8 protein-coding genes are annotated in these 9,216 nt (G+C 63.2%); 1 reads left to right on the forward strand and 7 read right to left on the reverse strand.

The window, feature by feature from the left end; all coding sequences use genetic code 11:
• Window positions 1-361: 361 nt before the first annotated feature.
• From cobT to A9D60_RS24100, 3 genes are all read right to left on the reverse strand, one after another.
• Window positions 362-2,239 carry a cobaltochelatase subunit CobT gene (cobT, locus tag A9D60_RS24090; RefSeq protein ID WP_065269939.1) on the reverse strand — a complete coding sequence of 626 codons (1,878 nt, stop codon included), beginning with the start codon at window positions 2,237-2,239 and terminating at the stop codon, window positions 362-364.
• A gap of 166 nt (window positions 2,240-2,405) precedes the next feature.
• Complete coding sequence (cobS, locus tag A9D60_RS24095) at window positions 2,406-3,392, reverse strand: cobaltochelatase subunit CobS (RefSeq protein ID WP_065269940.1); 987 nt, start codon at window positions 3,390-3,392, stop codon at window positions 2,406-2,408.
• Between the two features lie 408 nt (window positions 3,393-3,800).
• Window positions 3,801-4,424: a DnaJ domain-containing protein gene (locus A9D60_RS24100; protein ID WP_065269941.1), complete on the reverse strand. Its 624-nt coding sequence runs from the start codon at window positions 4,422-4,424 to the stop codon at window positions 3,801-3,803.
• Between the two features lie 106 nt (window positions 4,425-4,530).
• Here A9D60_RS24100 and A9D60_RS24105 point away from each other — a divergent pair, with 106 nt between their 5' ends.
• Window positions 4,531-4,785 carry a BolA family protein gene (locus A9D60_RS24105; protein WP_065269942.1) on the forward strand — a complete coding sequence of 85 codons (255 nt, stop codon included), beginning with the start codon at window positions 4,531-4,533 and terminating at the stop codon, window positions 4,783-4,785.
• 37 nt (window positions 4,786-4,822) lie between these two features.
• Here the strand turns inward: A9D60_RS24105 and A9D60_RS24110 are convergent, their stop codons facing one another.
• From A9D60_RS24110 to gatB, 4 genes are all read right to left on the reverse strand, one after another.
• Window positions 4,823-5,320, reverse strand: a complete 498-nt coding sequence (locus tag A9D60_RS24110) for a DUF4177 domain-containing protein (protein ID WP_065269943.1) — start codon at window positions 5,318-5,320, stop codon at window positions 4,823-4,825.
• A gap of 113 nt (window positions 5,321-5,433) precedes the next feature.
• Window positions 5,434-6,099: a hypothetical protein gene (locus A9D60_RS24115; protein WP_141118047.1), complete on the reverse strand. Its 666-nt coding sequence runs from the start codon at window positions 6,097-6,099 to the stop codon at window positions 5,434-5,436.
• Window positions 6,100-6,213: 114 nt separating this feature from the next.
• On the reverse strand, window positions 6,214-7,461 hold the full coding sequence (pepT, locus tag A9D60_RS24120) for a peptidase T (RefSeq protein WP_065269945.1): 1,248 nt from the start codon (window positions 7,459-7,461) through the stop codon (window positions 6,214-6,216).
• Window positions 7,462-7,656: 195 nt separating this feature from the next.
• Window positions 7,657-9,168, reverse strand: coding sequence for an Asp-tRNA(Asn)/Glu-tRNA(Gln) amidotransferase subunit GatB (gene gatB / locus A9D60_RS24125; protein WP_065269946.1), 1,512 nt, complete (start codon window positions 9,166-9,168; stop codon window positions 7,657-7,659).
• Window positions 9,169-9,216 lie beyond the last annotated feature (48 nt).

Below are 9,216 nucleotides of genomic sequence, written 5' to 3' on the forward strand. Positions count from 1 at the left end.
CCTGCTTAAGGGGCGGGGCGGCGGCAGGGGGCTTCCCAAAGGCCGCAGCAAAGAAAAGGCGCGGGGCTGGGCAGCCGCGCGCCCCTTCTTGTCCCAAATACCCCTGCGGCTGGCAAGGGCGGCGGCAGAGAGATTTGCCGGGACCTGACGGAACAAGCGGGAGGGCTTGAAACGGGGGAGTGCTCCCGCCCGGCCTTGACGCATCGAAGATGCCCCGCGGCCCGTTGGGCCACGCGCCGGATGCAGGGCATCCGGCGCCGCCGCGCGCATCAGCGCGCGGCCATGCCCAAGGCTGAGAACGGCATCTGCAGATGCAGGCCAAAGGCGCGGGAGCGCCCCCTTGCCATTGTCCGCTACAGGATCAGCTGGCGCGCTTGATGCCCATTACGCGGGCACGGGCGCGCGGGTCGCTGTCAAACAGGGCGGCCAGCTGTTCGGTCATGGCACCGGCCAGCTGTTCCACATCAGTGATCGTCACCGCGCGCTCATAGTAGCGGGTCACGTCATGGCCGATGCCGATCGCCAGCAGCTCCACCTGCTTGCGCTTCTCGACCATCGCAATCACGTCCCGAAGGTGTTTCTCCAGGTAGTTCGCCGGGTTCACCGAGAGCGTCGAATCATCCACCGGCGCGCCGTCGGAGATCACCATCAGGATCTTGCGGGCCTCGCGCCGCGCCACCATCCGGCGGTGCGCCCATTCCAGCGCCTCGCCGTCGATGTTTTCCTTCAAGAGGCCCTCTTTCATCATCAGGCCCAGGTTGGTGCGGGTGCGGCGCATCGGGGCGTCGGCGCCCTTGTAGATGATGTGGCGCAGGTCGTTGAGGCGGCCGGGTTGCTGCGGGCGGCCCTCGTTCAGCCAGGCCTCGCGCGCCAGCCCGCCTTTCCAGGCGCGGGTGGTGAAGCCGAGGATCTCGACCTTCACGTTGCAGCGCTCCAGGGTCCGGGCCAGAACGTCGGCGCAGATCGCCGCGATGGAAATCGGGCGGCCGCGCATCGAGCCGGAGTTGTCGAGCAGCAGCGTCACCACGGTGTCGCGGAACTCGGTGTCCTTTTCGACCTTGAAGCTGAGCGGTGTGGTCGGGTTGGCGACAACCCGCGCCAGACGGCCCGCATCCAGGATGCCTTCCTCGCGGTCAAACTCCCAGGAGCGGTTCTGCTGCGCCTGCAGGCGGCGCTGCAGCTTGTTCGCCAAGCGGCTGACGGCGCCCTTCAGCGGCTCCAACTGCTGGTCGAGATAGGCGCGCAGGCGTTCCAGCTCGGCAGGCTCGGCCAGCTCCTCGGCGTTGATTTCCTCATCATCGGCATCCCGGAACACCTTGTAATCCGGGTCCGCATCCGAGACCGGCGGCGGGGCAGGCGGCTCCAGCGGCGCCTCGCCATCAGGCATCTCGGTGTCCTCGGCCAGATCATCATCGGCCATCTCGTCCATCGAGACCTGGGCCTGGCTTTCGTCCTGCTGCTGCTCCTGGCTTTGCTCGGGGGAGGCGTCGGCCTGCTCCTCCTCGCTATCGTCCTGGCCGGTGCTGTCCGGGTCCTGCTGCTCCTCGGCGTTGTCCTCGGCCTCGTCATTGGCTTCGTCGTCCAGCTCATCCGGGTCGTCGCCCAGCTGGTCGCCATAGCCCAGATCAGAGATCACCTGCCGCGCCAGCTTGGCAAAGGCAGCCTGGTCGGCAATGGTTTCGTCCAGGTTCTCCAGCGTGCCGCCGGCCTGGGATTCGATGAAGCCGCGCCACAGCTCCATGATGTTGGAGGCCCCCTCGGGCAGCTCGCGGCCGGTCGCCAGATGGCGCACCAGATAGCCCGCGGCGGCAGCCAGCGGCGCCTCCGAGGAGGACTTCATCTGGTCATAGCCGCGGCGGATCGACTCGTTGCGGATCTTCACGTCGATGTTCGACGCGGTGCCGGGCATATGCCGCGCGCCCATCGCCTCGCAGCGGGCGGTTTCCATCGCCTCATAGAGGTCGCGGGCCATTTCGCCCTGCGGCACGTATTTTGCGTGGGTGGCGTCATCGTGGAACTTGTGGCGCAGCGCCAGCGCATCCGCGGTGCCGCGGGCCAGCAGCACCTCCTCCCGCGTCATCCGGCGGGAGACCTGCGGCAGCCGCATGGTATCGCCCGTGAGGCCCGAGGGGTCGACCGTGTAGCTGACCGTCAGCTCCGGGTCGTTGGCCATCACCTTGGTGGCCTCAGACAGGGCCTTCTTGAACGGATCGGCTGGGTTGTCGTTCGGCTTTTTCATGGTCGCACCTTTTCCGCCAGTCAGCATCGCCCTTGCCTGCTTGAAAGTCCAGCGAGTGTGCTGCGGATAGGGCAGCGGCCGGCCCGGCGGGGTGGGCGAGAAGCGCCCGCCCCGTTGGGGGCGGGTCGGGCGCTGCCCGGCCTGCGGCCGGGCGGCATTTTACCAGTTAGCCCAGCGAAACGCTCGCGGCGCTCTCCGGCAGCTCCTCGTCAAAGCAGCGCTGGTAGAACTCGGCCACGGTCTGGCGCTCCAGCTCGTCGCATTTGTTCAGGAACGACAGGCGGAAGGCATAGCCCACATTGCGGAAGATCTCAGCGTTCTGGGCCCAGTTGATCACCGTCCGCGGCGACATCACGGTCGACAGGTCGCCGTTCATGAAGGCAGTACGGGTCAGGTCGGCAACGGTCACCATCTGGGAGATCTTCTTGCGGCCCTCGGCGGTGTTGTAATGCGGCGCCTTGGACAGAACGATGGCGCTTTCGGCGTCATGGCTCAGGTAGTTCAGGGTAGAGACCAGCGACCAGCGGTCCATCTGCGCCTGGTTGATCTGCTGGGTGCCGTGATAAAGCCCGGTGGTGTCGCCCAGGCCAACGGTATTGGCAGTCGCAAACAGGCGGAAGAATGGGTTCGGGGTGATGATCTCGTTCTGGTCCAGGAGGGTCAGCTTGCCGTCATGCTCCAGCACCCGCTGGATCACGAACATCACGTCGGCGCGGCCCGCGTCGTATTCGTCGAACACGATGGCAACCGGGTTGCGCAGCGCCCAGGGCAGGATGCCTTCGTGGAACTCAGTGACCTGCTTGCCGTCGCGCAGTTTGATCGCGTCCTTGCCGATCAGGTCGATCCGGGAGATGTGGCTGTCCAGGTTCACACGGACAGAGGGCCAGTTCAGGCGTGCCGCGACCTGTTCGATATGGGTCGACTTACCGGTGCCGTGGTAGCCCTGGATCATCACCCGGCGGTTGTGGCTGAAGCCCGCCAGAATCGCCAGCGTGGTTTCCGGGTCGAACTTGTAGGTGTGGTCCATCGCCGGAACGCGTTCAGAGCCGTCGGCAAAGCCCTTGACCGTCATGTCGGTGTCGATCCCGAACACATCGCGCACCGAAATCGTTTCGGTCGGTTTCGCATCCATATCCACAAATCCGTCGGTCATCGCAGTCGGTCCTTATCCCTCTTCCCTGCTTTCAGGGGCCAATTCGCGGGATTGGTGCCTGATCTGGCCGCCAAGGGCAAGGGAAAGTCGCGCCGGAAGCCAGCTGAGCGTGCGATTGATCCGCAACTGGACGGGCCAGAGCGGGCCGGCCAGGCAGTTCAGCACTGCAGGGGAAATTCAAAGCGCCCCCAGCCGGGCAGCAGGGGGCGCGTTTTGCCGGTTATGTCTAGCTTTTGGGGGGACAGCTGCATCCGGCATGTCCTTGCGTAACCGGTCGCGGCGGGGTGCGTCAAAGAAATAAAATTTCTATCATAAACTTTCGGCAAAAGACCGCGCATCGCAACTGCTGATGCGGCAAAGAAAAAGGGCGGCTTCTGCCGCCCGTCCTTCCGGAAATCTGCCTCTGGCTCACTTGAAGCTGCGGCTGTCCTTGATCTGGTCCCAGGCCCAGCGGACTTCCTGCAGCTGTTCTTCCTGGCTGCGGTCGCCGCCGTTCATGTCGGGGTGCAGCACCTTGATCAGCTTCTTGTAGGCCTTGCGGATGTCGGCCTTGGACCAGTCGTCCTTGGCCTCCAGGATCTCGATCGCGCGGCGCTCTGTCGGCGGCAGGCGGCGGCCCGCCTTGGCGGCGCGTCCCGGGTTCTGCGTCGCATTGGCACCCAGCACCTGATGCGGGTCCTCGATGCCCAGCCGCGCCCAGGCGCGGGCCTCCGGATCGCCCAGCGGCTTGGTTTCACGCTCCCAAACCTTGTCTTTGGAGCGCTGCGCATTCAGCTCTGCCTCGGTGGTGCCCTCAAAGAAGTTCCACTGGTTGTTGTACTCGCGCACATGCTCCTGGCAGAACCAGTAGAAGTCATCCAGCACATCCGGCGCCTTGGGCGCGCGGAACTTGCCGGCTTCCTCGCAGCCGTCCTTGTCGCACACGCGCTGCGACGTCTCGGACGCGCCGCTGGCTGCGCGCCGCCCGCGCGGGTTCTTCTTCTTGGCGGAGCGGACGGACATATCGAAGCCAAAGGGATCGGATTTGCTCATGGGGCGCACCTTCTAGACGCATCTGTTCGACTCGGAGGCAGCAGTTTAGTCTAAGGGGCGCCAGATTGAAGGGGGCGCAGGCAAAAAAGATGGGGATGAGCGGAAAATGAGCGTTCAGCAGGAAATGGAAGCGGCACTGAAGGCGGCCTTTGCGCCGGACGCGCTGGAGGTGGTCAACGAAAGCCACAAACACGCAGGCCACGCCGGTGATGACGGCTCCGGCGAGAGCCATTTTGCGGTGCGGATCCGCGCTGAAGCCTTTCAGGGAATGAACCGGGTGCAGCAGCACCGCGCAGTGCACAAGGCGCTGGGCGGCATCGTGCCGCGCATCCACGCGCTGGCGCTGGATATTGGCTCCTGAGGCGCCGCGGCGGGCAATATGCCCGCCACCCGCCGGCTTACTTATCGCCGTCCTTGATACCGGCCCGCGCCTTCAATGCGGCAGTCATGCCTGAGACCGGGCTCAGCTCCTCGACCCCGTCATCGGCCTGCATCTTTGCGGCGCCGGGGCCGGGTACCTGTTCGGCTTCCGGCGGGGCCTCCGGGTCGCCTGCGGCCGCCGTCAGCCGCGGTGTTTCCGGTTCGCTGTGACGGAATTCCACCGACGGCGCGGCGGGCTCCTTGCGGCCTGCTTCCGGTGCTTTGGCGGGCTTTTCGTCCGCTGCAAGCGCACGGCGGAACACCATAACGTTGCGCCAGTTGGTGGCAGAGCCCATCATGCCGGAGCGCTCCTCGCTCGGCAGCAGCTCGACGCGCTGGAACTCCCAGCCCTCGGCGGCCATCTCATTGAGCAGGATCTCGATCGAATTGGCAAAGCGCGCCTCCGGTGTCTTCACGCCCTTGGCCTTGGTGCCCTTGGCCGGGGCGGGGACAACCTTGTATTCAAATGCTTGCATGGTGCTGATCTCTTGAAGTTTGGCCGCTTTTATCAATCAGGCGGCCAGAGGCCAAGGTGGCGTTTGAACCGGTGAGCGGGAGGCGGCTAGTCCCAGTTGAGTTTGCTCCAACGCTAGGGTGACACAATAAAACTATCGAGCAACTCCTGCGCAGGTTTGAGCAATCTCGCGGTGTTTTGCGGCAGGTTTTTGCTTCTTCCATGGATGGCGTAGAGGAAACCATTGCGGAGGCTCCGGCAGGTTATGCCATAGTCTTCCTGCTTGCATTGATCCAAGAGAGCTTTTGCTACGCCATTTTCTGGGACAATTGACTTTGTCAGAGTGAAGTAGCCGGCTCCGCCTGAACTGTAGCGAGGTAGCAGTTCCTCTGTGCCCACTTGGATCTGGAATAGGCTGGAAACACCATTCTTACGCCGAGTTTGCGGAGCGTATTGCCAGGGAACATCATGCCTGACACCGCCGATCCAGAAAATTTCCTTGTGACCTGTGTCAACCGAAATGGACGCGGAGTGCGCGAGAGCAGTTAAAGCGAGCACTGCTGCCGAACCAAGGTTTAGAGCTTTTTGATGCTGTTTCAGAGCGAAGAAACAGATGATGCGAGCGGTGAACACGGTTCCTGCGAAAGATGCAAAAACCCACATCCACACCATGCCGAAGCTGCCGTAGTAGGCTTGGGGGTGATACGATTTTGCAATCATGAGACTCATTGCCGCCCAGCCGAACCAGCAGGCAGTTCCTGCAGCAATGGTCGAAAATACCCAAACGGGAATGTTTTTCATGAGCACAGGTCCTGAAAATTGGATTGGAAAAAAATTTGGGGCAGTGCTATGCGTTGAGGAACAGTTCCTGCCTCTGGTTGGTCCAGAATTGAGTGGCCGAAGTTTATTGAAAATCTAGCGGGATTCGTGAGCAACGGCTTTTTGCACCAGCGTCAGACAGACCTCGGTGGCCTTGGCCATGTCCTGCACCGAAATCCATTCCAGCGGTCCGTGCACATTCTGCATGCCGGTGAAGATATTGGGCGTCGGCACGCCGAACTCGGTCAGCCGCGAGCCATCTGTGCCGCCGCGGATCGGGGCGGAGATGGGCTCGATCCCATGCGCGCGGCAGGCTGCCAGCGCCAGTTCCACCGGGGTCATGTCATTTTCCAGCCAGTACCGCATATTGCGGTATTGCGGGAAAATCTCACAGGTGATTTCCGCCCGCGGTTCCGAGGCCTGCACCGCGTCGCAGACACTGCGCAGCAGATCGCCCTTGGTCGCCAGCCCGTCGAGTTCAAAATCGCGCAGGATCAGCTTGATCTCCATTTCCGAAGACCCGCCGTTCATGTCGGTGATATGGATGAAGCCCTCGCGCCCGTCCGTTGTTTCCGGCGTCATTGTGGCTTGCGGCAGGGTCTGCACGATTTTTGCTGCCAGATGCGCGGCATTGACCATCTTTTCCTTGGCCCAGCCGGGGTGGATCGACACGCCCTTCACCGTCACCACCGCGCGGTCGGCAGAGAAGCTCTCATAAACGATCTCGCCTGCGTCGCCGCCGTCCAGCGTATAGGCGAAGTCCACGTCAAGGTCCTTGGGCAGCCGCTCGCCGACGCCGCGGCCGATTTCCTCGTCCGGGGTAAAGGCGAGGCGGATCTTCGGGTGTTTGATGTCCGGGTTAGCCAGCAGATGCCGCGCCAGGGTCATCACGATGGCGACGCCGGCCTTGTCGTCAGCCCCCAGCAGGGTGAGGCCGGAGGCGGTTATCAGGTCGTCTCCCTGTTTGGAGGCGAGGTAGGGGGATTTTTGCGGCGACAGCACCAGGTCCGGGTTGTCGGGGTAGGTGATATCACCGCCATCATAGTTCTTGATCACCCGCGGTTTGACGCCCGTGGCGTTGAACTGCGGCGCGGTGTCGACGTGCGCTAGCAAACCGATGGCCGGCCCCGGCGCTGTGGCGGGAATGGTCGCCAGCACCACGCCGTAATCAGTGAGCGTGACGTTCTCGGCGCCGATTTCCTGCAGCTCTGCCACCAGCAGGTTCAGCATATCGAATTGGATTCCGGTACTGGGGGTGGAGCTTGAGGTCTCGTCGCTCTGACTGTCGATGGCGGCGTAGCGGACCAGACGGTCCTCGAGTTCCTGATCGAAATTGGGCTGCATGAAACCTCCGGGATTTTGGCAGGAGCAAAGCCCTTGGCGCGGCGAAGGTCAAGGCGGGGAATTCCGCTGCAGTGGCGGGGAAAGGCACCGCCCGGTGCACAGGGGGTGTACAGGGGGTGCACGCAGTCACCCCCGTTTCCGGCACGAAAAAGGGCGCCGCTTGGGGCGCCCTTCCGGTATCGGATATGCGGCGGATCAGCCGCCCAGTTTCTTGGCGACCAGCTCGTTCACCGCCTTGGGGTTGGCCTTGCCGCCGGTGGCCTTCATCACCTGGCCGACAAACCAGCCCGCCAGCTTCGGGTTCACCTTGGCTTTCTCCACCTGCGCCGGGTTGGCGGCGATGATCTCGTCCAGGGCGGTCTCGATGGCGCCGGTGTCGGTCACCTGCTTCATGCCGCGTTCCTCGACGATCTGCGCCGGGTCGCCGCCTTCGGTATAGACGATCTCAAACAGGTCCTTGGCGATCTTGCCGGAAATCGCGTCGGAGGCGATCAGGTCGATGATGCCGCCTAGCTGGGCCGGGGAGACCGGGGATTCGGTGATCGCGTGATCTTCTTTCTTCAGGCGGCCGAACAGCTCGTTGATGACCCAGTTCGCAGCCAGCTTGCCGCTGCGGCCCTTGGCGGTTTCCTCAAAGAAGGCCGCCGATTCCACATCCGCGGTCAGCACCGATGCGTCATAGTCGGAAAGACCGAAGTCGTTGATGAAGCGCGCCTTTTTCCCGTCCGGAAGCTCCGGCAGATTGGCGGCGATATCATCAACCCAGGCCTGCTCGATTTCCAGCGGCAGCAAGTCAGGATCGGGGAAGTAGCGGTAGTCATGCGCCTCTTCCTTGGAGCGCATGGAGCGGGTTTCGCCCTTGTCCGGATCATAGAGGCGGGTTTCCTGCTCGACCTTGCCGCCGCCCTCGATGATGGCGATCTGGCGGCGTGCCTCGACCTCGATGGCCTGCTGGATGAAGCGCATGGAGTTCATGTTCTTGATCTCGCAGCGGGTGCCGAGGTGGCTGAAGTCCTGGGTTTCCTGGTACTTCTCGTACTGGCCCGGCAGGCAGACCGAGACGTTCACGTCGGCGCGCAGGTTGCCGTTCTGCATGTTGCCGTCGCAGGTGCCCAGGTACTGCATGATCTGACGCAGCTTGGCGATATAGGCGGCGGCTTCCTCGGGACCCCGGATGTCGGGACGGGAGACGATCTCCATCAGGCAGACGCCGGTGCGGTTCAGGTCGACAAAGGACATGTTGGGGTCCATGTCGTGGATCGATTTCCCTGCGTCCTGCTCCATGTGGATGCGCTCGACGCGCACGTTGCGCGCGGTGCCGTCGCCCAGTTCCACCAGCACTTCGCCTTCGCCCACAATGGGATGATAAAGCTGGGAAATCTGGTAGCCCTGCGGCAGGTCGGGATAAAAGTAGTTCTTGCGGTCAAAAGCCGACCACAGGTTGATGTCCGCTTTCAGGCCCAGGCCGGTGCGCACCGCCTGTTCAACGCAGTACTCGTTGATCACCGGCAGCATGCCGGGCATCGCCGCGTCCACGAAGGCCACGTTGGAGTTCGGCTCGGCGCCGAACTTGGTGGAGGCGCCGGAGAACAGCTTGGCATTGGAGCTGACCTGGGCGTGCACTTCCATGCCGATGACCAGTTCCCAGTCATGCTTGGCGCCCGCGATCACCTTGGGCTTGGGGAGTTCATATGTCAGGTCGAGCATGGTTTTCCGCCGTATCCGAATGTCCTTGGTTGGCAAGCGTTCTAGGCG

This window comes from Leisingera sp. JC1 (assembly GCF_001679925.1).
In the GTDB taxonomy this organism is placed as follows: domain Bacteria; phylum Pseudomonadota; class Alphaproteobacteria; order Rhodobacterales; family Rhodobacteraceae; genus Leisingera.